Origin of the sequence: Nocardioides donggukensis (assembly GCF_014842875.1) — a bacterium.
Lineage (GTDB): Bacteria > Actinomycetota > Actinomycetes > Propionibacteriales > Nocardioidaceae > Nocardioides > Nocardioides donggukensis.
The window spans coordinates 562,523-586,530 of the sequence record NZ_JACYXZ010000002.1; the positions used below are offsets into that span (position 1 = coordinate 562,523).

Annotated in this window: 21 protein-coding genes; 1 reads left to right on the forward strand and 20 read right to left on the reverse strand. The window is 72.3% G+C overall.

The genetic code is table 11. The features are described from left to right. Positions 1–6: 6 nt before the first annotated feature. The 3 genes from aspS to IE331_RS09040 are packed head-to-tail and all read right to left on the reverse strand — an operon-like array spanning position 7 to position 3,939. The gene (gene aspS / locus IE331_RS09030) at positions 7–1,803 is read right to left on the reverse strand and encodes an aspartate--tRNA ligase (RefSeq protein ID WP_192142680.1); all 1,797 of its coding nucleotides are present in this window, start codon (positions 1,801–1,803) and stop codon (positions 7–9) included. After that, positions 1,800–3,212, reverse strand: coding sequence for a histidine--tRNA ligase (gene hisS, locus IE331_RS09035; protein WP_192142682.1), 1,413 nt, complete (start codon positions 3,210–3,212; stop codon positions 1,800–1,802). The genes aspS and hisS overlap by 4 nt, the downstream gene beginning before the upstream one ends. A 4-nt stretch (positions 3,213–3,216) precedes the next feature. Next, on the reverse strand, positions 3,217–3,939 hold the full coding sequence (locus tag IE331_RS09040; RefSeq protein ID WP_192142684.1) for an MBL fold metallo-hydrolase: 723 nt from the start codon (positions 3,937–3,939) through the stop codon (positions 3,217–3,219). 88 nt (positions 3,940–4,027) lie between these two features. Here IE331_RS09040 and IE331_RS09045 point away from each other — a divergent pair, with 88 nt between their 5' ends. Next, a complete protein-coding gene (locus tag IE331_RS09045) occupies positions 4,028–5,263 on the forward strand; it encodes a DUF349 domain-containing protein (protein ID WP_192142686.1) in 1,236 nt (411 codons plus the stop codon). Here the strand turns inward: IE331_RS09045 and IE331_RS09050 are convergent. From IE331_RS09050 to thrS, 17 genes are all read right to left on the reverse strand, one after another. Beyond that, positions 5,256–6,623, reverse strand: a complete 1,368-nt coding sequence (locus IE331_RS09050; protein ID WP_192142688.1) for a lytic murein transglycosylase — start codon at positions 6,621–6,623, stop codon at positions 5,256–5,258. The two genes, IE331_RS09045 and IE331_RS09050, sit on opposite strands and share 8 nt — an antisense overlap. A 100-nt stretch (positions 6,624–6,723) precedes the next feature. Then, the gene (locus IE331_RS09055) at positions 6,724–9,072 is read right to left on the reverse strand and encodes a RelA/SpoT family protein (protein ID WP_201931493.1); all 2,349 of its coding nucleotides are present in this window, start codon (positions 9,070–9,072) and stop codon (positions 6,724–6,726) included. A gap of 73 nt (positions 9,073–9,145) precedes the next feature. Then, positions 9,146–9,685 (reverse strand): adenine phosphoribosyltransferase, encoded by a 540-nt coding sequence (locus IE331_RS09060; RefSeq protein WP_192142690.1) that lies wholly within the window; start codon positions 9,683–9,685, stop codon positions 9,146–9,148. Beyond that, positions 9,682–10,824: a protein translocase subunit SecF gene (gene secF / locus IE331_RS09065; RefSeq protein ID WP_192142692.1), complete on the reverse strand. Its 1,143-nt coding sequence runs from the start codon at positions 10,822–10,824 to the stop codon at positions 9,682–9,684. Before secF ends, IE331_RS09060 begins: the two co-directional genes overlap by 4 nt. After that, complete coding sequence (gene secD, locus IE331_RS09070) at positions 10,821–12,515, reverse strand: protein translocase subunit SecD (RefSeq protein WP_192142694.1); 1,695 nt, start codon at positions 12,513–12,515, stop codon at positions 10,821–10,823. Before secD ends, secF begins: the two co-directional genes overlap by 4 nt. Positions 12,516–12,519: 4 nt before the next feature. After that, entirely contained in the window at positions 12,520–12,897 is a 378-nt protein-coding gene (gene yajC / locus IE331_RS09075) for a preprotein translocase subunit YajC (RefSeq protein ID WP_192142696.1), read from the reverse strand. 55 nt (positions 12,898–12,952) lie between these two features. After that, complete coding sequence (gene ruvB / locus IE331_RS09080) at positions 12,953–14,026, reverse strand: Holliday junction branch migration DNA helicase RuvB (protein WP_192142699.1); 1,074 nt, start codon at positions 14,024–14,026, stop codon at positions 12,953–12,955. Between the two features lie 4 nt (positions 14,027–14,030). Then, positions 14,031–14,654, reverse strand: coding sequence for a Holliday junction branch migration protein RuvA (ruvA, locus tag IE331_RS09085; protein WP_192142701.1), 624 nt, complete (start codon positions 14,652–14,654; stop codon positions 14,031–14,033). A 43-nt stretch (positions 14,655–14,697) separates the two neighbouring features. Next, positions 14,698–15,216, reverse strand: a complete 519-nt coding sequence (gene ruvC / locus IE331_RS09090; RefSeq protein WP_192142703.1) for a crossover junction endodeoxyribonuclease RuvC — start codon at positions 15,214–15,216, stop codon at positions 14,698–14,700. A gap of 439 nt (positions 15,217–15,655) precedes the next feature. Beyond that, positions 15,656–17,245: an HNH endonuclease signature motif containing protein gene (locus IE331_RS09095; protein WP_192142704.1), complete on the reverse strand. Its 1,590-nt coding sequence runs from the start codon at positions 17,243–17,245 to the stop codon at positions 15,656–15,658. 444 nt (positions 17,246–17,689) lie between these two features. Next, complete coding sequence (locus IE331_RS09100; protein WP_192142705.1) at positions 17,690–18,457, reverse strand: YebC/PmpR family DNA-binding transcriptional regulator; 768 nt, start codon at positions 18,455–18,457, stop codon at positions 17,690–17,692. A gap of 69 nt (positions 18,458–18,526) precedes the next feature. Further along, positions 18,527–19,138, reverse strand: coding sequence for a pyridoxal 5'-phosphate synthase glutaminase subunit PdxT (pdxT, locus tag IE331_RS09105; RefSeq protein ID WP_192143201.1), 612 nt, complete (start codon positions 19,136–19,138; stop codon positions 18,527–18,529). A 5-nt stretch (positions 19,139–19,143) separates the two neighbouring features. Further along, complete coding sequence (gene pdxS / locus IE331_RS09110) at positions 19,144–20,040, reverse strand: pyridoxal 5'-phosphate synthase lyase subunit PdxS (protein WP_192142706.1); 897 nt, start codon at positions 20,038–20,040, stop codon at positions 19,144–19,146. 9 nt (positions 20,041–20,049) lie between these two features. Further along, complete coding sequence (gene pgsA / locus IE331_RS09115; RefSeq protein WP_192142707.1) at positions 20,050–20,658, reverse strand: phosphatidylinositol phosphate synthase; 609 nt, start codon at positions 20,656–20,658, stop codon at positions 20,050–20,052. 12 nt (positions 20,659–20,670) lie between these two features. Continuing rightward, on the reverse strand, positions 20,671–21,438 hold the full coding sequence (locus IE331_RS09120) for an inositol monophosphatase family protein (RefSeq protein WP_192142708.1): 768 nt from the start codon (positions 21,436–21,438) through the stop codon (positions 20,671–20,673). 7 nt (positions 21,439–21,445) lie between these two features. Beyond that, entirely contained in the window at positions 21,446–21,985 is a 540-nt protein-coding gene (locus IE331_RS09125) for an HIT family protein (RefSeq protein WP_318646799.1), read from the reverse strand. Position 21,986: 1 nt separating this feature from the next. Next, a complete protein-coding gene (gene thrS / locus IE331_RS09130) occupies positions 21,987–23,975 on the reverse strand; it encodes a threonine--tRNA ligase (protein ID WP_192142709.1) in 1,989 nt (662 codons plus the stop codon). Positions 23,976–24,008 lie beyond the last annotated feature (33 nt).

A 24,008-nucleotide genomic window follows, 5' to 3' on the forward strand; every position in this document is an offset into this window, starting at 1 on the left:
CGTGGCTCAGGCCTGCGATGCGGCTGGGTTCGCCTGGGCCGCCCGGGCGTCCACGCCGGCCTCCTTGCGCTGCTCGGGGGTGATCGGGGCCGGAGCCGCCGTGAGCGGGTCGAAGCCGCCTCCGCTCTTCGGGAAGGCGATCACGTCGCGGATCGAGTCGGTGCCGGCCAGCAGGGCGCAGACCCGGTCCCAGCCGAAGGCGATGCCGCCGTGCGGCGGGGCGCCGAACGCGAACGCGTCGAGCAGGAAGCCGAACTTCTCCTGGGCCTGCTCCTCGTCGAGCCCCACGACCGCGAAGACCCGCTTCTGGATGTCCTCGCGGTGGATCCGGATCGACCCGCCGCCGATCTCGTTGCCGTTGCAGACGATGTCGTAGGCCCAGGCGACCGCGGTGCCGGGGTCCTTGTCGAAGGTCTCGAGGTCCTGCGGCGAGGTGAAGGCGTGGTGGACCGCGGTCCAGGCCCCGCTTCCGACCGCGACGTCGCCGGCCGCGGTGGCCTCCCCGGCCGGCTCGAACAGCGGTGCGTCGACGACCCACACGAAGCTCCAGGCGTCCTCGTCGATGAGCCCGCCACGGCGTCCGATCTCGAGCCGTGCCGCGCCCAGCAGCGCCCGGCTGCTCTTCACCGCGCCGGCGCCGAAGAAGATGCAGTCGCCCGGCTCCGCGCCGACGTGGGCGGCCAGCCCCGCGCGCTCCTCCTCGGTGAGGTTCTTCGCGACCGGGCCGCCGAGCGAGCCGTCCTCGGCCACCAGCACGTAGGCCAGGCCCTTGGCGCCGCGCTGGCGGGCCCACTCCTGCCAGGCGTCGAGCTGCTTGCGGGGCTGGGAGGCACCTCCGGGCATCACCACCGCACCGACGTAGGCGGCGTTATCCGGCGAGAACACCCGGAAGGAGGTGTTCCGGAAGTAGTCGGTGCACTCGACCAGCTCCAGACCCATCCGCAGGTCCGGCTTGTCGCTGCCGAAGCGCGCCATCGCGTCGGCGTACGTGATCCGCGGCAGCGGGGTGCTGATCTCGTGGCCGATGAGCTGCCAGATCGCCACGAGGAGCTCCTCGGCCAGCGCGATCACGTCGTCCTGCTCGACGAAGCTCATCTCGACGTCGAGCTGGGTGAACTCCGGCTGGCGGTCGGCGCGGAAGTCCTCGTCGCGGTAGCAGCGCGCGATCTGGTAGTAGCGCTCCAGGCCACCCACCATGAGCAGCTGCTTGAACAGCTGCGGGCTCTGCGGGAGCGCGTACCAGCTGCCGGGCTGCAGACGGGCCGGCACCAGGAAGTCGCGGGCGCCCTCGGGCGTGGACCGGGTCAGCGTCGGGGTCTCGACCTCGAGGAAGTCGTGCCGGTCGAGCACGTCCCGGGCGGCCTTGTTGACCTGGCTGCGCAGCCGCAGGGCGGCCGCCGGGCCGGAGCGGCGCAGGTCGAGGTAGCGGTGCCGCAGCCGGGCCTCCTCGCCGACGTCGATGTGCTCGTCGATCGGGAACGGCAGCGCCGCGGCGGCGCTGAGCACCTCGACCCCACCGTCCGCGGCGGCGATGACCTCGATCTCGCCGGAGGGCAGGTTGGGGTTCGCGTTCCCGTCCGGGCGGAGGCTGACCTCCCCGGTGATCCGCAGGCAGTACTCGTTGCGCAGGCCGTGCGCGACCTGCTCGTCCCGGATCACGACCTGGACCAGGCCGCTGGCCTCCCGGAGGTCGATGAAGGCGACGCCGCCGTGATCCCGCCGCCGTGCCACCCACCCGGCGAGGGTGACGGTCTGGCCGACGTGCGCAGGCCTGAGGGCACCTGCGTCGTGTGTGCGGATCACTGTTGCTGCTCCTTCGTGGTGGTCGGCGCCGGGCCGGTCGGCCCGTCGCTGGAGGTCTCGTCGCCGGATGCCTCGTGCCGGTCGGCACTCACCTGCGGCCGCAGGTCGGCCGCCGGGGGCCGCCAGGTCGCGGGGTCGGCTGCCTCCTGGTCGCCGGTCCTGATGTCCTTGACCTCGTGGCCCTCGGCTCCGGGGAACCAGACGTAGGGGATGCCGCGGCGCTCCGCGTAGCGGATCTGCTTGCCGAACTTAGGGGCCCCGGCCACGACCTCGCACGGCACGTCGTTGGCACGCAGGGCGGTCGCGACCCGTTCGCTGGCCGGGCGGGAGTCCTCGTCGACGACCGCCACCAGCACGGCGCTCGGGACCGAGCGGTCCGCGGTGACCGCGCCCCGCTGCAGCAGCGGGACCAGCACCCGGCTGACGCCCAGCGAGATGCCGACCCCGGGGTAGCTGGTCCGGCCGTCGCTGGCCAGCGAGTCGTAGCGTCCCCCGGAGCAGATCGAGCCGAGCGACTCCAGGCCGGAGAGGGTGGTCTCGAAGACGGTCCCCGTGTAGTAGTCGAGCCCCCGTGCGATGCGCAGGTCGGCCAGGATCCGGGCCCGGTCGGTCACCAGCGGCAGGCAGCCCTCCACCAGGGCGGCGAGCTCGGTGAGCCCCTCCTCGAGCAGCTCGTGCTCGACCCCCAGCTCGCGGACCCGCTCCACGAAGGACAGGTCGCCGGCACGGATGGAGGCCAGCGCGAGGCACTGGTCCGCCTGGGCGGCGCTCGTCCCGGCCTCCTCGACCAGTCGGGTGCACACCTGCTCGGGCGGGAGCTTGTCGAGCTTGTCGATGATCCGGATCGCCCCCTCGACGTCGGCGATGCCGAGGCCGGCGTAGAAGCCCTGGATCAGCTTGCGGTTGTTCACCTGGAGCGTGAACGCCGGCAGGAAGTCGAGCCGCGAGAGCGCGTCCAGCATCACCCGGGCGACCTCCACGTCGTGCTGGAAGGGCAGCGTGTCCCGGCCGACGATGTCGATGTCGGCCTGGGTGAACTCGCGGAACCGGCCCTCCTGCGGTCGCTCGCCGCGCCAGACCCGCTGCACCTGGTAGCGGCGGAACGGGAACTCCAGCCGGCCGGCGTTCTCGAGGACGTAGCGCGCGAACGGCACGGTCAGGTCGAAGTGCAGGCCGAGCCCGGCGTCCGCCCCGGCCGCCTCCTCCTGGAGCCGGCGCAGCACGTAGACCTCCTTGGAGGTCTCCCCCTTGCGGAGCAGCTGGTCCAGGGGCTCGACGGCCCGGGTCTCGATGTTGGCGAAGCCGTGCAGCTCGAAGGTGCGGGCGAGGGTGTCGATCACCTCCCGCTCGACCACCCGCTGCTCGGGCAGGAGCTCGGGGAAGCCGCTCAGCGGCGTGGGCCTGGCCATCGGCTCAGAGCCCCCGGGCCTGGCCGGTGGCCGCCGGGTCCCCGTCGAGCAGGTCGCGGAGGTAGGGGTTGCTGGCCCGCTCGCGGCCGATCGACGTCTGCTCGCCGTGGCCCGGCAGCACCACGATGTCGTCGGCCAGCGGCAGGACCCGGTCGCGCAGCGACGCGAGCATCGTCGGGTGGTCTCCGCCGGGCAGGTCGGTGCGGCCGATCGACCCGGCGAAGAGCAGGTCGCCGGAGAACATGACCTCGGAGATCCGGCCGGCCAGGTCGCCCAGGGCCGGGGTCCGGAAGGTCACGGAGCCCTCGGTGTGCCCGGGGGTGTGGTCGACGACGAGCTCCAGCCCGGCCAGCTCGAGGGTACGGCGGTCGGTCAGCTCCTGGACGTCGTCGGGCTCCACGAACTCGTACTTCCCGCCGAGGAGCATGCCGGCGGACTCGGGCGAGAGCCCGGCCATCGGATCGGTCAGCAGGTGCCGGTCACCGGGGTGGATCCAGGCGGTGGCGTCGTAGGCGCCGGAGACCGGGGTGACGCTCCACATGTGGTCGACGTGACCGTGGGTCAGCAGCACCGCCACCGGCTTCAGGCCGTGCTCGCGCACCACCTCGTCGACGCCGGGCGCGGCGTCCTTGCCGGGGTCGACCACGATGCACTCGGAGCCGGCAGCCGTGGCCAGGACGTAGCAGTTGGTTCCCCAGGGACCTGCGGGGAATCCGGCGATGAACAACGTCGATCCTTGTCGTCGGGGGCGGTGGCAGGGCTTCCGGGAGAGAGCCTACCGAGGACCGCACCCGGGTTGACTACGATGGGGTCCCATGAGCGCGCAGCAGGAGACCCCGTGGGGTCGGGTGGCCGATGACGGCACCGTGTACGTCCGTACCTCCGAGGGCGAGAGGTCGGTCGGGCAGTACCCCGAGGGGACGCCGGAGGAAGCGCTCAAGTTCTTCACCGACCGCTACGACGCCCTGGCCTTCGAGGTCGGTCTGCTCGAGCAGCGGATCGCCGGGGGCGCCCTCTCCCCCGACGAGGCTGTGGTCTCGGTGCGCACCGTGCGCGAGCAGGTCGTGGACGCCCACGCGGTGGGCGACCTGGACGGCCTGGTCCGGCGGCTCGACGCGCTCGGACCGGTGATCGAGAAGCAGCGCGAGGCCCGCAAGGCCGAGCGGGCGGAGAAGGTGGCCGCGTCCCGCACCGAGAAGGAGCGCATCGTCGGCGAGGCCGAGAAGCTGGCCACCTCCAAGGACTGGCGCAACGGCGCCAACCGGCTGCGCGACCTGCTCGAGGAGTGGAAGGCGCTCCCCCGGCTCGACCGCAGCTCCGACGACCAGCTGTGGCGCCGGTTCTCCACGGCTCGCACCGCCTACACGAAGGCCCGCAAGGCGCACTTCGCCGAGCAGCACGAGAAGCGGGACGCCGCGAAGGTGGTCAAGCAGCGGCTGGCGAAGGAGGCCGAGGCACTCGCCGACTCCACCGACTGGGGTCCGACCGCCGGCAGGTTCCGCGACCTCATGCGTGAGTGGAAGGCGGCCGGCCCGGCCCCGCGGGACGTCGACGAGTCGCTCTGGAAGCGCTTCCGCGGCGCCCAGGACACCTTCTTCGGCAACCGCGACGCCCAGAACGCCGAGCTGGACCGCGCCTACGCCGCCAACGCCGAGGTCAAGGAGGCGATCCTGGTCGAGGCCGAGGCGTTGCTGCCGGTCACCGACCTGGACGCGGCCAAGAAGGCCTTCCGCGACCTGGCCGACCGCTGGGAGGCCGCCGGCAAGGTCCCCCGGGACCGGATGAAGGAGCTCGAGGGCCGGATCCGCAAGGTCGAGCAGGCCATCCGCGGCGTCGAGGACGAGCAGTGGCGGCGCACCGACCCGGAGAAGTCGGCCCGTGCCGACGACATGGTCGGCAAGCTCGAGTCGGCGATCGCCGACCTCGAGGCCGACCTCGAGCGGGCCCGCTCCACCGGGGACGACAAGCGGGCCTCCCGGCTCGAGGAGGACCTCGCCGCCCGGCGCTCGTTCCTGGACATGGCCCGCAAGGCGGCCCAGGAGTTCAGCTGAGGAAGCTGCCGTCCGCGCCGCGGTAGTCGAGCCCGGCGATGACGTAGACGACGCCGGTCCCCTGCTTCACCTGGATCGCGACCTGGCGGCCCTCGAGGCCGGTGAACTCGGCCCGGTTGGTCTCCACGGCTCCGTCGCCGTCGTAGTCCTTGTGCGCCTTGACGTCGAGTCGGGCCGCGCCCCCGAGGTCGAGCTGGAGCGCGCCCAGCGTCCAGCCGGCACCGCCGGCCGACCAGGTCCCGCTGACCGGGGCGAGCACCAGCGGTGGTGGTGCGGGAGGCTTCGTCGGCTCAGCGGGCTTCGGGGGTTGCTTCGGCGGCTTCGAGGGGGTCTTGGTCGGCTGCTTCACCGTGGGCGTGGACGGTGACTTGGTCGGGGCCTTGGTCGGGGCCGCGGTCGGCTGCTTGACCGGCTGCCTCACCGGTTGCCGGGCCGGCTGGGCCTTCCGGGCCGCTCGCGGCCTCTCCGCACTGGTCCGGGCGACCTGCGCCGGCTCCGGGGCCGGCGGCGCCGGGATGTCGAAGACCCCGGTCTCGTAGCCGCGGGCGAAGGCCAGGACGAGGTCGACGTAGTAGGTCGAGTGGTTGTAGGAGAACACCGCGGCCCGGCGCCGCGACTCCAGGCGCAGGTCGCCCGCGCGGCACAGGTAGGCCGCCGCGGCCAGCGCCGTGTCGTCGATGTCGTGCGGGTCGCGCCGCCCGTCCCGGTCCCCGTCGCGGGCGACCATGGCCCAGGTCGACGGGATGAACTGCATGGGCCCGACGGCCCGGTCCCAGGTGCGGTCACCGTCGAGCCGACCACCGTCGGTGTCGCGGATCGCCGCGACCGGGCCGACGCCGTTGAGCGGGAGGCCGAGGATCTTCGGTCTGGCCACACCGTCGGAGCGGAGCTCGGCGTCGCCGTACCGTCCGTGGTCGGACTCCACCCGGCCGATCCCCGCGAGCAGCGGCCAGCGCAGGCCGCAGCCGGGGTCGACCCGCGCGGTGGTGGCCGCGGCCGCCTCGTAGGCGCGCCGGGCGACGACCGGCAGCCCGTAGGTCGTGGTGGCGCTGATCCCCCAGAGCCGGGTCCCGTTCGGGCTGACCCGGCTCGTCCGGTCCGGCTTCAGCCGGAACCTGGCCCGGGCCGCCGTCGCCGGCCCGGTGGGCGCGTCGGAGGCGACCGTGGCGGTGCCGGCGGCATCGACGGAGTCGGTGGGAACGGCGGCGCTGGTCGCTGTGACCGGCACCTCGCCCTGGTACGCCGAGGCGCCGAGCAGCAGCGCGACGGTGACCGTGACCGCCCGCAGGGCGTGACCACGATGGCGGCGGGCCAGTCGGCAGGGACCGACACAGTTGCGGGCGCAGTGGCGATGACTCATGAGCACGACCGGTCGTGAAGTGGGGATGACGCGGTGAGCGTGACACGGCCGGACGCACCGCGTGCCCGAACCCGGACGAATGACCCGTTCGGGTCACCCGTCAGTGGGTCACGCGGTAGGCGTCGAAGACGCCGGGGACCGAGCGGACCGCACGTAGCACGCTGTCGAGGTGCTTGGCGTCGGCCATCTCGAAGGTGAACCGGCTCTTCGCGACCCGGTCCCGGGTGGTGCTCAGCGAGGCGCTGAGGATGTTCACGTGGGTGTCCGAGAGCACCATCGTGATGTCGGAGAGCAGGCGGGACCGGTCCAGCGCCTCCACCTGGATGTTCACCAGGAACGTCGACTTCGCCGTGGGGGCCCAGGCGACGTCGACCAGGCGCTCGCGCTGGGCGGTGAGGCTGGAGGCGTTCGTGCAGTCGCAGCGGTGGACCGAGACGCCGCCGCCCTTGGTCACGAAGCCCAGGATCTCGTCGGGGGGCACGGGCGTGCAGCACTTGGCGAGCTTCACCCAGAGGCCGTCGGCGCCCTTGACGACGACCCCGGTGTCGTCGCCGGAGGCGACCCGGCCGCGGTGGCTGCGACCGGTGATCGTGACCCCCTCGGCGAGGTCCTCCGCCGCCCCCTGGTCGCCGCCGTGCAGGTCGATGACCTTGCGGACGACGGTCTGGGCGCCGAGGTTGCCCTCCCCCACCGCGGCGTACAGCGCGCTGACGTCGGCCAGCTTGAGCTGGACGGCGACCACGGTGAGCGACTCGTGCGAGAGCAGCCGCTTCAGCGGGAGGCCCTCCTTGCGCATGAGCTTGGCGATCTGCTCCTTGCCCTGCTCGATCGCCTCCTCCCGGCGCTCCTTGGTGAAGAAGTGCCGGATCTTCGAGCGGGCCCGCGGCGAGCGGACGAACGTCAGCCAGTCCCGCGACGGCCCGGCGGTGGGCGACTTGGAGGTGAACACCTCGACCACGTCGCCGTTGTCGAGGGTCGACTCGAGCGGCAGCAGCCGGCCGTTCACGCGGGAGCCGATGGTGCGGTGCCCGACCTCGGTGTGCACCGCGTAGGCGAAGTCGACGGGGGTGGAGCCGGTGGGCAGCGCGATCACGTCGCCGCGGGGGGTGAAGACGTAGACCTCGGCGCGGTTGATCTCGAAGCGCAGGCTCTCCAGGAACTCGCCGGGGTCCTCGACGTCGTTCTGCCAGTCGAGGAGCTGCCGCACCCACGTCATGTCGCCGGTGTCGTCCTCGGCGCGGCGGTCGGTGTCGACGCCGTTGCGCCCGTCCTCCTTGTACTTCCAGTGCGCGGCGACGCCGTACTCGGCGCGGCGGTGCATGGCGAAGGTGCGGATCTGCAGCTCGACCGGCTTGCCCTGCGGTCCGATGACGGTCGTGTGCAGCGACTGGTACATGTTGAACTTCGGCATCGCGACGTAGTCCTTGAACCGGCCGAGGACCGGGTTCCACCGGGCGTGCAGCACCCCGAGGGCGCTGTAGCAGTCGCGGTCGTCGTCGACCAGGATCCGGATGCCGACCAGGTCGTAGATGTCGGAGAAGTCCCGGCCGCCGACGATCATCTTCTGGTAGATCGAGTAGTAGTGCTTGGGCCGGCCGGTCACCCGCGCCTTGATCCGGGCCTCCTTGAGGTCGCTCTCGACCCCCGTGATCACCTCGGCGAGGAACTGGTCGCGCGAGGGCGCCCGCTCGGCGACCATCCGGACGATCTCGTCGTAGATCTTCGGGTGCAGGGTGGCGAACGCGAGGTCCTCGAGCTCCCACTTGAGGGTGTTCATGCCGAGCCGGTGCGCCAGCGGCGCGTAGATGTCGAGCGTCTCGCGGGCCTTGCGCTCCTGGGTCTCCTGCTTGACGTAGCGCAGCGTCCGCATGTTGTGCAGCCGGTCCGCGAGCTTGATGACCAGCACCCGGATGTCGCGGCTCATCGCGACGATCATCTTGCGGATCGTCTCGGCCTGCGCGGAGTCGCCGTACTTCACCTTGTCGAGCTTGGTGACGCCGTCGACGAGCCGGGCGACCTCGTCGCCGAAGTCGGTGCGGAGCTGCTCCAGCGTGTACGGCGTGTCCTCGACCGTGTCGTGCAGCAGCGACGCGACCAGGGTCGGCTCGGTCATGCCGATGTCGGCCAGGATCGTGGTCACCGCGAGCGGGTGGGTGATGTAGGGGTCGCCGCTCTTGCGCATCTGCCCGTCGTGCATGCGCTCCGCGACGGCGTAGGCGCGCTCGAGGAGGGCCAGGTCGGCCTTCGGGTGGTTGGCGCGGACCGACCGGAAGAGCGGCTCGAGAACCGGGTTGCCGCCGGTCGGGCGGGCACCGATGCGAGCCAGCCGGGCCCGCATCCGCCGGCCAGACGGCGCACCGGAGGGTTCGGCAGCGGCCCGCTCCGGCTGCTCCGGGCGGCCGGTGTCGACACCGGTGCCGGAGGAGGCGGAGGGCAGGTCCTCGCTCATTCGCCCAGTGTAGGAGGACCGGCCGGACGATGCCGCACCCAGTGCGTCCGTGGGTGCCGTCGGAGGGGCGGTCCTAGACCTGGCCGAGCGCCAGCAGCGGCAGGTCGCCGATCGCCTCGCGCCCGGGGAGGAAGCTCAGCTCAAGCAGCACGGCGGCGCCGTGCGCGACGCCGCCGCAGGACTCGACGAGCCGTCGGGTGGCGGCCATCGTGCCCCCGGTGGCCAGCACGTCGTCGACCAGCAGCACTCGGCTGCCGGGGGCGATCGCGTCGGTGTGGATCTCCAGGGTCGCCTCGCCGTACTCCAGCGAGTAGCTCTCGGTGTGCGTCTCCCGCGGCAGCTTGCCCTCCTTGCGGACCGGGACGAAGCCCACGCCGAGCTCGAGGGCGACCGGGGCGCCGAGGATGAAGCCGCGCGACTCCATGCCGAGCACCAGGTCGACCGCGGTGCGACCGTCGTCGTCGCGGCCGGCCGCCGCGAGCGCGTGCACGACGGCGGTCAGCGCCCCGTGGTCGGCGAGCAGCGGGGTGATGTCCTTGTAGACGATCCCCGGCTCGGGGTAGTCGGGCACGTCGCGGACCAGTCGGGACAGGGCCTCGGTGACGTCGCTCATCGCTTGCCTCGCTTGGCTCGGGTCTGACGGGAGGGCTGGGTGCGCTTCGCCGAGGCGCTGGCCCGCACCGGACGGGCCGGCGCGGGCTCGGGCCGGGACGTGGCGCCTGACGTGCCGCCCGTCTTGGCGGGGGCCTGCGCGGCCTTCCCCGCCCGGGGGCGCCGGGAGCCGGCTCGCTTCTCGGCCAGCCGGATCTCCTTCTCCCCCGACTTCAGCTGCACCAGCAGGGGGGTGGCGATGAAGATCGAGGAGTACGCACCGGCCGCCATGCCCACGAACAGCGCCAGGGCGAGGTCCTTGAGCGAGCCGGAGCCGAGCTGGACCACGCCGACCCAGAGGATCGCCGCCACCGGCAGCAGCGCCACGACGGTGGTGTTGATCGAGCGGACCAGGGTCTGGTTCACCGCCAGGTTGGCCGCCCGGGCGTACGTCGTGCGCCGGGCCCGCAGGTCGGCGGTGTTCTCCCGGACCTTGTCGAAGACCACCACGGTGTCGTAGAGCGAGAAGCCGAGGATCGTGAGCAGGCCGGTCACCGTGGCCGGTGAGACCTCGAAGCCGGACAGCGCGTAGATGCCGACCGTGATCACCACGTCGTGGCCGAGCGCCACCAGCGACGCCACCGAGGCCTTCCACTCGCGGAAGTAGGCCCAGATGAACAGCACGACGAGGACCAGGAAGACGACCAGGCCCAGCACCGCGCGCTCGATGATGTCGCGGCCCCAGCTCGCCCCGATGTTGCTGAGCGACAGGTCGTCGGCGGTGGCGCCGGTGACCTCCTGGATGACGGCGGAGACCCGGTCCACCTCGTCGAGCTCGAGGCTCTCGGTCTGGACCAGGATCGCCTCGGCGCCGCTGGTCGTGACCACCGGCTGCTCCGCGTCCTCGATGCCGAGGGCGGCGATCTCCTCGCGGAGCCGGTCCGCGGTGTCCTGGGTGACCTGGTCGGCCGGCAGGGTGACGGCGTACTCGGTGCCGCCCTCGAACTCGATGCCGAAGTTGAGCCCCTTGGCGAACAGGCCGAACATCGCGATCACGATCAGCACCGCGGAGACGGCGTACCAGGTGCGCCGCCGGCCGACGAAGTCGACCGAGACCTCGCCCTCGTAGAGCGCGCTGCCGAGACGGGAGAAGCGGCTCATCGGGCACCGCCTGCGGCGACGCCGGGCAGTCGGTCGAGGCCGAGGTTCTCCGCGTCCAGGCCCGAGAGCCGGTGGCCGCGGTGGAAGAAGGCGAACCGCCCGAGCCAGGTGACCAGCGGCTTGGTGAAGAAGAAGAACACCACCAGGTCGATCAGCGTCACCAGGCCGAGGGTGAACGCGAAGCCGCGCACCTCGTCGATGGCGAAGATGTAGAGCACCAGCGCGGCGAGCAGCGAGACCGTGTCGGCGGCCAGGCAGGTGTTGCGGGCCCGGAGCCAGCCGGCCTCGACCGCGACCCGCATCGACTTGCCCTCGCGCATCTCGTCGCGGATCCGCTCGAAGAAGACGATGAACGAGTCCGCGGTGATGCCGACGGCCACGATCAGTCCGGCGATGCCGGGCAGCGAGACGGTGAACCCGGCGCCCTGGCTGAGCAGCAGCACCATGCCGTAGGTGATCACGCCGGCGGTGAGCAGCGAGGCGATGACCACGGTGCCGAGGCCGCGGTAGTAGAGCAGGCAGTAGAGCATCACGACGAGCAGGCCGACGACGCCCGCCCAGATGCCGGCGCTGAGCTGGTTGCCGGCCAGCGAGGGGCCGATCGTGTCGTTCTTCGGGTCGTCCTCGAAGGCGACCGGCAGCGCTCCGAACTTGAGGCTGGTGGCCAGGTCGGTGGCGGTCTGCTCGTTGAAGTCACCGCTGATGCTCGCCCGGCCGTCGGTGATCACCGCCTCCATCGTGGGGGCGGAGATGACGGTGCCGTCGAGCACGATCGCGAACTGCTGGCGGCCGTTCACGAGCGCCTGCGAGACGGTGCCGAAGGCGCGGGCGCCGGCGTCGTCGAGCCCGAGCTGGACCTGCCAGTCGATGGCCCGGGCGTCCTGGCCGGCCTCGGCGCTGGTGAGCTGGGTGCCCTCGACCACGGACGGGGAGAGGAGGTACTTCACGCCGTCGTCGTCACAGGTGACCAACGGCTCGCCCGGGCCGTCGTCCGGCCGCTCCTCCAGGGGGCAGGTGGCCTGGCTGAACGCGGTGATCGACGGCTGGCCGGGGGCGTCCTTGAAGGCGAGCGCCTCCTCGACGTCGGCGGGCGCCTGTCGGCCGCCCTCCTGGGTGCCGTCCTGCGGGGAGCCGGTGGGGTCCTCGGTGGGCGTCGTCTCGTCGTCGGCGGCGAGGGCCGGTGCCGGCCGGTTGGCGCTGCCGGTGGGGTCGTCGGGGTTCTGGCCGTCCGGGTTCTGGCCGTCCGGGTTCTGGCCGTCCGGGTTCTGGCCGTCGGGGGCCTGGTCACCCGGGGCCGGCTCCTGCGCCCCGGCGCACGGGCCCTGCCGCACGGTGCTGCAGGCGACCAGGCGGAACCGCAGCTGGGCCTGGCGCCGGACCACCTCGACCAGGGCCTGGTTCGACTCCCCCGGGATCTCGACGACGATGTTGGTGTCGCCCTGGGTGGTCACGTCCGCCTCGGCCACCCCGGACCCGTTGACGCGGCGATTGACGATGTCGGCGGCCTCGTCGAGCGCCTCGGAGCTGACGTCGTCGTCGGCGGCGCGCAGCGTGATCCGCTGGCCGCCCTGGAGGTCGAGCCCGAGGGCGGGCTTCCAGCTGCCGGCGAGCGCGACCAGCCCGAAGAGGACGGCGACGCCGATGCCGAACACCACCAGGGTGCGGCCGGCGGACCGAGATGTGCCGGCCACGCGGTCAGCGGTCCTGGCCGGGTGCCTGCCCCGGGCCGGTGTCGGTGCCGGTGTCGGGGCCGGTCTCGGGGTCGGTCCCGGCCTCGCCCGGCTCGATGGCCTCGTGGTCGGTCAGGGACGCGGCGGGATCGGGGACCCCGACGATGGCCTGGCGGGCGGCGGTGACGACGACGCCGTCGGCGATCAGCAGGCCGACCTTGTCGTCGTCGAGGCTGGCGATGGTGCCGAAGAAGCCACTGCTGGTGATCACCCGGTCCCCCACGGACAGCCCGCGCTGGATGGCCTGCGTCTGCTTCTGGCGCTTGGACGCCGGTCGGATGACCAGCAGCCAGAAGACCAGGAAGATGCCGACGATCGGCAGCAGGGATGCGATGTCTGCCACGGGAATTGACCTCTCGAGGAGTGGATGGACGACCAACCGGGGAGTGTAGCCGTCGTCACTCCTCGAACAGCGTGGCCTCCCCCGGTGCGCCACCGAACGCCGTGGCCGGGGCCGTCAGCCCGAGGTGCCGCCAGGCGGTGGCGGTGGCGACCCGGCCGCGCGGCGTACGCGCCAGCAGCCCGAGTCGCACCAGGAAGGGCTCGGCGACCTCCTCGACGGTCTCGCGCTCCTCGCCGACCGCGACCGCGAGCGTGGAGAGGCCGACCGGGCCGCCGCCGAAGCGCCGGCAGAGCGCGTCGAGGACGCCTCGGTCGAGACGGTCGAGACCCGACGCGTCGACCTCGTACAGCTCGAGCGCCTTGCGGGCCACGTCGTGGGAGACCACCCCGTCGGCACGGACCTGGGCGTAGTCGCGGACCCGACGAAGGAGACGGTTCGCGATCCGCGGCGTGCCGCGAGATCGGGAGGCGATCTCGCGGGAGCCCTCGTCGGTGAGGCGTACCTCGAGGAGGCCGGCGCTGCGGTGCACGATCTGGTCGAGCTCGGCCGGCTCGTAGAACTCGAGGTGCGCGGTGAAGCCGAAGCGGTCACGCAACGGCCCCGGGAGCAGCCCGGCACGGGTGGTGGCACCGACGAGGGTGAAGGAGGGGATCTCGAGTGGGATCGCGGTGGCGCCCGGGCCCTTGCCGATGACCACGTCGACCCGGAAGTCCTCCATGGCCATGTAGAGCATCTCCTCGGCGGCCCGGGACATCCGGTGGATCTCGTCGACGAAGAGGACGTCGCCCTCCTGCAGCCCGGACAGGATCGCCGCGAGGTCGCCGGCGTGGGTGATGGCCGGACCGCTGGTGAGCCGCAGCGGGGCGCCGAGCTCGCCGGCGATGATCATGGCCAGCGTGGTCTTGCCGAGCCCCGGGGGGCCGGAGAGCAGCACGTGGTCGGGAGCCCGGCCGCGGGCGCGGGCGGCGTCGAGCACCAGGCCGAGCTGTTCGCGCACCCGGTGCTGGCCGACGACCTCCGCCAGCGATCGCGGCCGGAGCGCGGCCTCGACGGCCCGCTCGTCGCTGTCCGCGTCGGCGGCGGTGAGCCGGGCCAGGTGCTCCTCTTCGGCAGCGTCGAGGTGGTTCATGGGCTCAGCCCTTCCTCATGGTCTGGAGCGCGGCCCTCAGGAGCGCGCCGACGTCGGGCTCCTTGCCTGCCTGGCCCGCGGCGCCCGCCTGGCCGGCCACGTCGTCGACGGCGCGCTCGGCCTCCTTGGCCGACCAGCCGAGCCCGACCAGGCCCTGGTGCACCTGGTCCCGCCACGGGGCCCCGGTGGAGGGTACGCCGGTGCGGGTGGCCGGCGCGGAGCCGACGGGGGCACCGAGCCTGTCGCGAAGCTCGAGGATGATCCGCTGGGCACCCTTCTGGCCGATGCCGGGGACCGAGGTGAGGGTCTTGACGTCCTCGGCCGCCACGGCCGCGCGCAGGTCGTCGGGGCCGAGGACGGCGAGCATTGCCTGGGCCAGCTTGGGCCCCACGCCGCTCGCGGTCTGCAGGAGCTCGAAGGACGCCTTCTCGTCGTCGTCGAGGAACCCGAACAGCGTGAGGGACTCCTCCCGGACCACCATGCTGGTCGGCAGGGTCGCCTGCTCGCCGGCGCGGAGGGTGGCCAGCGTGCCGGGCGTGCACATCAGCTCGAGGCCCACTCCCCCGACCTCGAGGACGGCGCTGTTCAGGGTGACTCCGGCGACGGTGCCGCTGACGAACGCGATCATGTCCTGCCTTCCTTCGGCTGCTTCCTGTCGGGCGGCTGCTGGGTCATGTCCGGCCGGCTCGCGCCAGGGCGGCGTCGATCCGCGACTGGGCACCGCCGCGCCAGATGTGGGTGATCGCGAGCGCCAGGGCATCCGCGGCGTCGGCCGGGCGCGGCGCCTCCTGGAGGCGCAGCAGGCGGGTGACCATGGCGCCCACCTGGGCCTTGTCGGCCCGGCCACTGCCCGAGACGGCGGCCTTGACCTCGCTGGGCGTGTGCAGCGCCACCGGCAGCCCACGGCGGGCGGCGACGAGCAGCGCGATCCCACTGGCCTGGGCGGTGCCCATGACCGTGCGCAGGTTGTGCTGGGCGAAGACCCGCTCGACGGCGACCGCGTCGGGACGGAGCCGGTCGAGACACTCCTCGACACCGGCCTCGATCGCTACCAGACGTTGCGCGAGCGGGAGGTCCGCCGAGGTGCGGACGACGCCGACGTCCACCAGGGACAGCGGTCGGCCCGGCGAGCCGTCGACCACGCCCCACCCGCACCGGGTCAGGCCAGGGTCGATGCCGAGCACCCGCATGGATCCACCTTCGTCGTCCGAACACCTGTTCGCCCCAACGTATCCGCCGCACTCCCCTCCCACGCCCCCGACACGCGCGCAGCCCTGCGGATGCCCGTCGGGTCGGCCGCGAGCTTCGGCGAGGCCCCTCGGCACGCGGCGTTGCCCCTTGCGCCGGTCTGGCGTGCGGAACGACGTGCAGCGACCACCAGGTTCGGGTGCACCCGGCCCCGGACACGGGGTGCTGCACGTAGTCCTGCCAGGCACCGGGGATCGACGCGGTCCTCGGTGGTTGAGGAGCGAGCGCCAGCGATCTCCGGTGGTTGAGGAGCGAGCGCCAGCGATCTCCGGTGGTTGAGGAGCGAGCACCAGCGAGCGTCTCGAAACCACCCCCAACCACCGGTGGACATGCCACTGTCCCCACCCGATGCCGCCTGGGGTGGGGTGTGGGGCGGTGTCCTCAATGCTCGGGCGGGGAACCAGCCGGGCGGGCCGGGTCGGAGATGTCCAGGGTGCCGGTGCGGTCGCGTCGGAACCGCAGCCCGTGCGGGGAGGTCCACTCGAACACCCCCGGGACCGGGGTGGCGCACCTCCAGGCGCCGTGGGTCTTCAGCCGGTGGTGCCGCCGACACAACGCGCCCAGCTTGCCGGTCGCGGTCTGCCCCGGTGGGCCGTCGGGGTCGTAGGCGACCACGTGGTCGGCATCGCAGGACCGGGCCGGGCGGGTGCACCACGGGAACACACACGTCCCATCCCGCAGCCGGATCGCCTCGCCCATCCGCTCCGGCACCTCGTAGGCATCGACCGGGACCAACCCCTGATGGTCGAGCACCGGCTTGACCACCACCTGGGCATCGGGGTGGGCCAACCAGGCCCGGATCTGGTCGGCGGTCACCGGGGACCGGGACAGCTCACACCGCCCCACCACCCCGCCACGACCCTCTCCGGAGTCGGCGCCGCCGTCGGTGGTGCCGGTGGTGCTGGCCGCGCCACCGCCGGTGGCACGAGTTCCGCTGTGGATGCCGGAGATCGCGTCCGCGGCCAGGTGCAGGTAGAGCACCGCCTGCCGCGGCTTCACCACCCCACCGGTCCGGCCACCGCCGGCACCGGAGGTACGGGTCGGCACAGGCTCGTCGCCGATGCCGCCGCCCGCCGTGCTCTTTGTCTCGCCCGAACCCGCGTCGGTGTCGCCGATGCCGGCGGCGCCTGAGGTGTCGGGGGTGCCAGTGGTGGGGGTGTCGGGGGTGTCGGGGTTGAGGTCCAGGGCCAGCTGGCGGCGGGCCAGCCCACCGAGTGCGGTGGCCCGGCGGGCGTCGAGGTCCTCGGTGGACCCGAGGGCCTTGAGCTGTGCGGCACCGTTGGCGACGGCGGTGTCGAGGTCCAACGCGTCGGCCAGGTCCAGGATCCCGTGGACCTGGCTGGTGCCGTCGAAGGAGACCTGGCCGTGGGTGATCGTCACGTGCCGGCCCGCGACCGCCCGGTCCGCCCGCTCCTGGGCCAGCTGCGGGTCGCACCGGCCGATCGCCTCCGCAACCAGCCGGTCCACCTGGCCGGGGGTGACCTTGTGCGCCACCGGCGTGACCGCCACGTCCACGAACTCCACCGCTGCCGGGGACAGGACGATGGTGGCGGCCGCGACCCGACGGGCCTTCCAGGCGGCCAGCTCACCGGACATCACCCGGGTCCACAGGTTCGGCAACCGGTGCCGCAACTCCAGGGCCTCCCCGATCAGCGCCTTCCCGGACTCGGTGCCCAACCCCACACTCGCGGCGAACTCGGCCACGCAGAACTCCGCCACCGCAGGGGCACCCTCACCTGCCAACGGGAGGCCGGTGTCGCCGAACAACGCCGTCGTGACCGTGGCCGCCGGACCGATGCCCTCCGGGGGATGCAGGTCCGCCCAGGCGCAGGCCTCCACCAGCAGGTCGGCCTCGGCCCGGTCCGCGGTCCGGCGAAGACCCATGGCCCGACCCAACACCGCGTCCGCGGTGTCGGTGCCCGCGGTGCCGGCGGCCGGCATCCCGGGGTTCGGGGTGGTCTTCGTCCTCATGGCAACCACGCTAGCCGTGCCCACTGACAGTCGGCCCGGGGCGAGAACCGGTTGTGCACAAGGGGTTTCGACACGCTCGCCAGGGCTCGCGGCTCAACCAGCGGAGGGGCGCCGGCGGCGGGTTTCGACACGCTCGCTGACACTCGCGGCTCAACCGGCGGCGGGTGTCCGGCGGCGGGTTTCGAGACGGTCGCTGCGCGACCTCCTCAACCGGCGAAGGCGGGCGGGGCGTGGTTTCGAGACGGTCGCTGCGCGACCTCCTCAACCACCGACGGCGCGGCCGGGGCATGTTTCGACTCGCTCGCTGACGCTCGCGGCTCAACCGGCGAGAGGCACCGGCAGTTGGTTTCGAGACGGTCGCTGCGCGACCTCCTCAACCAACGGGGGCCTTGGTTTCGAGACGGTCGCTGCGCGACCTCCTCAACCGGCGGGGCGGCGGACGGGTCAGTCGTCGAGCGAGGCCATGACGTCGTCGGGGACGTCGAAGTTGGCGAAGAGGTTCTGCACGTCGTCGAGGTCCTCGAGCACGTCGATCAGCCGCAGGACGGCGCCGGCCGACTGGGCGTCCTCGAGCTGGACGACCATGTCCGGCACGAACGACGCCTCGGCGGAGTCGTAGTCCAGCCCCGCGGCCTGCAGGGCGGTGCGGACGCCGACGAGGTCGGTCGCCTCGGAGATCACCTCGAAGGCCTCGCCCAGGTCGTTGACGTCCTCGGCGCCGGCGTCGAGCGTCGCCTCGAGGACGTCGTCCTCGGTGACCTTGCGGTCGTCCTGCTCGGTGGGGACCACGACGACGCCCTTGCGGTGGAACAGGAACGAGACCGAGCCCGGGTCCGCGAGGGAGCCGCCGTTGCGGGTCATCGCCGTCCGGACCTCCATGGCGGCGCGGTTCCGGTTGTCGGTGAGGCACTCGATCAGCATCGCGACGCCGGAAGGGCCGTAGCCCTCGTACATGATCGTCTGGTAGTCCGCGCCACCCGACTCGGCGCCCGAGCCACGCTTCACGGCACGGTCGATGTTGTCGTTGGGGACCGAGGACTTCTTCGCCTTCTGGATGGCGTCGTAGAGGGTCGGGTTGCCCGTGGGGTCGCCGCCGCCCATGCGGGCCGCGACCTCGACGTTCTTGATCAACTTGGCGAACAGCTTGCCGCGCTTGGCGTCGACGACCGCCTTCTTGTGCTTGGTGGTCGCCCATTTCGAGTGGCCGGACATTCGCTCTCTTCCCGTGGTGCGTACGTCGTCGCGGAGCCATCGGCGGCGTGCCGCGGTCGGAACCTGCGGTCAGCGCGCCGTGACCAGGTCCACGAACAGCTGGTGGATCCGGGCGTCGCCGGTGATCTCCGGGTGGAACGACGTGGCCAGCAGGCAGCCGCGCCGGACTCCGACGATCCTATCCCCGCCGTCGGCGGTCGCGGCACGGGCGACGATCTCCACGCCGTCGCCGACCTTCTCCACCCAGGGCGCCCGGATGAACGTCGCGGGGAACGTGAACGGCTCGGCCCAGGACGGCGTGAACTCCACCGGCTCCTCGAAGGAGTCGACCTGGCGGCCGAAGGCGTTGCGGCGCACGACGACGTCGAGTCCGCCGAACGTCTCCTGCCCCACGATCCCCGCCTCGATATGGTCGGCGAGCATGATCATCCCCGCGCAGGTGCCGAACGCCGGCAGCCCGTCCCGCAGCGCCGACCGCAGCGGCTCGAACAGGTCGAAGGTCCGCGCCAGCTTGTACATCGTCGTCGACTCGCCCCCCGGCAGCACGATGCCGTCGAGGCCGTCCAGCTCGGCCGGACGGCGTACGGCGCGGCTCGCGACGCCGCACGCCTCGAGCATCGCGCGGTGCTCCCGGACGTCGCCCTGGAGGGCGAGGACGCCGATCGTCGGGCCGGAGCCCACCGGGCTCACCAGCCGCGCTCGGCGAGCCGGTGCGGCTGCGGGATCTCCTCGACGTTGATGCCGACCATGGCCTCACCGAGACCGCGCGAGACCTTGGCGACCACGTCGGGGTCGTCGTGGAAGGTGGTGGCCTTGACGATGGCCTCGGCGCGCTCGGCGGGGTTGCCGGCCTTGAAGATGCCGGAGCCGACGAAGACGCCCTCGGCGCCGAGCTGCATCATCATCGCGGCGTCGGCCGGGGTGGCGATGCCACCGGCGGTGAACAGCACGACCGGCAGCTTGCCGTTGGCGGCGACCTCCTTGACCAGCTCGTACGGCGCCTGCAGCTCCTTCGCCGCGACGTACAGCTCGTCGGCCTCGAGGGCCGCCAGCCGGCGGATCTCGGCGCGGATCGTGCGCATGTGGGTGACCGCGTTGGAGACGTCGCCGGTGCCGGCCTCGCCCTTGGAGCGGATCATCGCCGCGCCCTCGGTGATCCGGCGCAGCGCCTCACCGAGGTTGGTCGCACCGCACACGAACGGGACGGTGAAGGACCACTTGTCGATGTGGTTGGCGTAGTCCGCGGGGGTCAGCACCTCGGACTCGTCGATGTAGTCGACGCCGAGGCTCTGCAGCACCTGCGCCTCGGCGAAGTGGCCGATGCGGGCCTTGGCCATCACCGGGATCGAGACCGCCTCGATGATGCCGTCGATCATGTCCGGGTCGCTCATCCGCGAGACGCCGCCCTGGGCCCGGATGTCGGCGGGCACCCGCTCGAGGGCCATGACGGCCACGGCGCCGGCGTCCTCGGCGATCTTGGCCTGCTCGGCGGTGACGACGTCCATGATCACGCCGCCCTTGAGCATCTCCGCCATGCCGCGCTTGACGGCGGACGTGCCCGTGGTGGGGTTCTGGTTCTCCATACCCCGATCCTACGTCCCGGCGTAGGCCTGCTGACGCACGACCCAGACCCGCTGGACGACGGTGACCGTGCTGGCCAGCGCCAGCGCCCAGAGGGTGAGGTGCATCAGCACCGGCAGACCCAGCAGGGCACCGAGTCCGGTCATCACGAGGATCGCGACGAGCCGGTCGGCGCGCTCGGCGATGCCGACCTTGGCGGTGAAGCCCAGCCCCTCGGCCTTGGACCGGGCGTAGGAGGTCACCCCGCCCATCACCAGGCAGACCAGGGTCAGCACGAGGTAGAGGTCGCTGTCCCCCGGGCCGGCGAAGTAGAGCGCCAGACCGGCGAAGATCGCGCCGTCGCCGATCCGGTCCAGCGTCGAGTCCAGGAACGCCCCGAACTTGTTGGTCTTGCCGGTCAGCCGCGCCATGTGCCCGTCGACAAGGTCGCTGAACACGAACGCCGTGATCACCAGCACGCCGGTCAGCAGCATGCCCTGCGGGAAGAAGATCAGGGCTCCGGCGCTGACCCCGAGGGTGCCGACGACGGTGACCGCGTCGGCGCTCACGCCGAGCCGGATCAGCAGGTGGGCGACCGGGGAGATGACCTTCGTCCAGAAGGCGCGGAAACGTTCCATCATGGCGGGAGCAGGCTACCGGCCCGTGAGCGCGGCGCAGACCTCGGCCACGGCCGTCGGCGCGCCGGCCACCGACCACACGACCCCGCCGGCGGTGACCTGCCGGGTGGTGCCGCCGGCGCCGCGGATCAGCCCGGCGCCCGGGAGCCGGTCGTGGTCGGGCACCGTGTGCTGGAAGAGCACGCCGAAGCGTCCCTGTGCCACGGCCGTCGCGTCGAGGCTCCCGGAGCCGAGCATCCGCAGCGTCGCCGCCCCCGACGCCGCGCGGCGCCAGGCGTCACCGACGACGGTGCCGTGGAAGGGCGGGTGCAGGTACGTCGCGGCTGACGAGGTGGCGAGCGACCGGTCCTCGAGCCGCGGGACCGGCCGGCCGTCCCGGGTCGTGGGCAGCCCGGGCCCGCCGACGTACGTCGTCCGCTCGGCCGGGTGGTGGACGGCGCCGAGCAGCACGTCGTCGGGCCCGGTGAGGGCGATCGCGCAGCACCACCAGGACATCCCGGCGACGAAGTTGTAGGTGCCGTCGACCGGGTCGATCACCCAGGTCCGGCCGCTCGTCCCGGAGTGGGCGGCCCCCTCCTCCCCCACGATCGCGTCGTGGGGCCGGGCCGCGCGGAGCCGCTCGACGACCAGGGCCTCGGCGGCCCGGTCGGCGGCGGTGACCAGGTCGGAGACGGAGGTCTTCTGCTCGGCCTCCAGCCCCTCGGCCCGCATGGCCAGGGCCAGCTCACCGGCCTCGCGGACGACGCCGGCGGCGAGGTCGGCGTCGGCGCGCAGGTCGCTCATGCCGGGCTCAGGCCTGCCATGCCTGGGCCAGCAGCGCCCGGGTCTCGGTCAGCACCTCGGGCAGGGTCTTGGTGCGGCCGATGATCGGCATGAAGTTCTGGTCGCCGGACCAGCGCGGCACGACGTGCTGGTGCAGGTGCGCGGAGATGCCGGCGCCGGCGATCGCGCCCTGGTTCATCCCGATGTTGAAGCCGTGCGCCCCGGAGACCGACCGGATCACCGACATCGCCCGGCGGGTCAGGTCGGCCATCTCGGCCGCCTCCTCGTCGGTGGTCTCGGTGTAGTCGGCGATGTGCCGGAACGGGCAGAGCATCAGGTGGCCGGGCGCGTAGGGGTAGAGGTTGAGCACCGCGTAGGCCAGCTCCCCGCGGTGCACGACGAGCCCCTCCTCGTCGCCCATCGCCGGGATCCGGCAGAAGGGGCACTCCCCCTCGGTGCGGTCGGTGGGCTTGTTCTCCCCGCGGATGTAGGCCATCCGGTGCGGGGTCCACAGCCGCTCGAGGTCGTCGGACTCGCCGATGCCGTCCTGGTGCAGGTCCTCCCCCACGTCAGACCTGCTCGCGCGACTCGACCGCCTCGACGACCCGGGCGATCGCCTCCTCGATCGGCACGCCGTTGTCCTGGCGGCCGTCGCGGTAGCGGAACGAGACGGCACCGGCCTCGATGTCGTCGTCGCCGGCGATCATCATGAAGGGGACCTTCTGGAGCTGGGCGTTGCGGATCTTCTTCTGCATCCGCTCGTCGGAGTCGTCGACCTCGACCCGCAGCCCCGCGGCCCTCATCCGGCGCGCCACGTCGTGGAGGTGGTCGGCATGGCGCTCGGCCACCGGGATCGCCTGCACCTGGACGGGGGCCAGCCAGGGCGGGAAGGCGCCGGCGTAGTGCTCGACGAGCACACCGAGGAACCGCTCCATGGAGCCGAACTTGGCCGAGTGGATCATCACCGGCCGCTGGCGGGTGCCGTCGGCGGCCTGGTACTCGAGCTCGAACCCGCGGGGCTGGTTGAAGTCGTACTGGATCGTCGACATCTGCCAGGTGCGGCCGATGGCGTCCCGGGCCTGCACCGAGATCTTCGGTCCGTAGTACGCCGCGCCGCCCGGGTCGGGCACCAGCTCGAGGCCGGACTCCCGGGCCGCGTCCTCGAGCACCCGGGTGGCCGCCGCCCACTCCTCGTCCGACCCGACGAACTTGTCCAGGTTCGTGTCGTCGCGGGTGGACAGCTCGAGGTAGAAGTCGTCGAGCCCGAAGTCGCGGAAGAGGCTCAGGCAGAAGTCGAGCAGGTGCGTGATCTCGGCCGGCGCCTGCTCGCGGGTGACGTAGGAGTGCGAGTCGTCCATGGTCAGACCGCGCACCCGGGTCAGGCCGTGGACCACACCGGACTTCTCGTTGCGGTACACCGAGCCGAGCTCGAAGAGCCGTAGCGGCAGCTCGCGGTAGGACCGCCCGCGGGAGGAGAAGATCAGGTTGTGCATCGGGCAGTTCATGGCCTTGAGGTAGTAGTTCGACCCCTCCATCTCCATGGGCGGGAACATGCCGTCGGCGTAGTACGGCAGGTGCCCGGAGGTGTGGAACAGCCCCTCCTTGGTGATGTGGGGGGTCGCGACGTACTCGAAGCCCTCCTCGATGTGCCGCTGCTTGACGTAGTCCTCCATCACCCGGCGCAGCACCCCGCCCTTGGGGTGGAAGACGGCCAGGCCGGAGCCGAGCTCGTCGGGGAAGCTGAACAGGTCGAGGTCACGGCCGAGCTTGCGGTGGTCGCGGCGCTCGGCCTCCTCGATCCGGTGCAGGTGCTCCGCGAGCGCCTCCTTGGACTCCCAGGCGGTGCCGTAGATGCGCTGGAGCTGCTTGTTCCGCTCGTCGCCGCGCCAGTACGCCGCGGCCGAGCGCATCAGCTTGAACGCCGGGATCCGCTTCGTGGTCGGCAGGTGCGGGCCACGGCACAGGTCACTCCAGGTCACCTCGCCCCTGCGGTCGAGGTTGTCGTAGATCGTCAGCTCGCCGCCGCCGACCTCGACCGACGCGCCCTCGGCGGCGTCCTCGGCGTTGCCGGTCCCCTTGAGACCGATCAGCTCGAGCTTGTAGGGCTCGTCCTGCAGCTCGGTGAGGGCGTCGGCGTCGGTGGTGACCCGCCGGGAGAACTTCTGGCCCTCCTTGACGATCTTGCGCATCCGAGTCTCGATCTTCTCGAGGTCGGCCGGGGTGAACGGGGTCTCGACGTCGAAGTCGTAGTAGAAGCCGTCCACCACGGGTGGGCCGATGCCGAGCCGGGCGTCGGGGAAGAGGTCCTGCACCGCCTGGGCGAGGACGTGCGCGGTCGAGTGCCGCAGGATGTCGCGGCCGTCGGCGGAGTCGATGGCGACCGCCTCGACGTCCGAGCCGTCGGTGAGCTCGTGGGCGAGGTCGCGCAACTGCCCGTCGACGCGGGCGGCGATCACCTCGGGGGTGTCGGTGAAGAGCTCCCAGGCCCGGGTGCCGGACGTCACCGTCTGCTGCGCCTTCGCGTCGGCGGTGACGACGGTGACCTGGATCTCGGACACGGGGACACTCCTGGAGGATCGGGGCGGCGCGCT